Below are 586 nucleotides of genomic sequence, written 5' to 3' on the forward strand. Positions count from 1 at the left end.
GGGTCTTGTCAAAGAAGGCCGTAATTTCGATGGCGAGCTGCTTCAGGAATGCATCACGATCGAATCCCTGCGGGTTCGCGGCGATGTCGCCATCAGGGCTGAGGATGGACATGCTGGGTGAATCCATGAAGGCGAAGTGCCAGGCGTTGGGCACCCGATGCAGGTTCGCTGCGGGCAGATTGCTGGCGACCCACTCGGCATGAAATTTCGGTACCAGGAATCGATCAAGCTCGGCCACATAGATCATGGTCGCCGAGCGAACTGCGGCGAGCGACTCGGCGGTGAGCAGCACACCCGTCGGGGCCATTGCGACGATTGCCCGAACGCGCTCGTCCTTGAGCGACGTCGTGGCCACTGGTGGCGTCGCATCCCCCGAGCGGCCTAGGCTGCAGAAGATCGGGTCTTCGGATGCTTCGGCCTGGCAGTGCTTCCTCATCCGGGACAAGTCTGGCCTGGCTCCTGCCAAAGCCAGCACCGTGTAGCCGCCGGCCGAGTGTCCAAGCGCACCCACGCGAGGCCCTTGGCTGTCGGCCGTAATCCGATCCTTCCACGCTGGATCGGCCAGGATTGCATCAATGACCCTAGA

The 586-nt window shown here is 62.5% G+C and carries 1 protein-coding gene; it reads right to left on the reverse strand.

Going from position 1 to position 586, the window contains the following annotated elements; genetic code table 11:
* A partial coding sequence (locus C5P05_RS33450) for an alpha/beta hydrolase family protein (RefSeq protein ID WP_420130705.1) occupies positions 1-586 on the reverse strand: 586 nt, incomplete at both ends.

Source organism: Rhodoferax ferrireducens (assembly GCF_003347515.1).
Lineage (GTDB): Bacteria > Pseudomonadota > Gammaproteobacteria > Burkholderiales > Burkholderiaceae_C > Rhodoferax.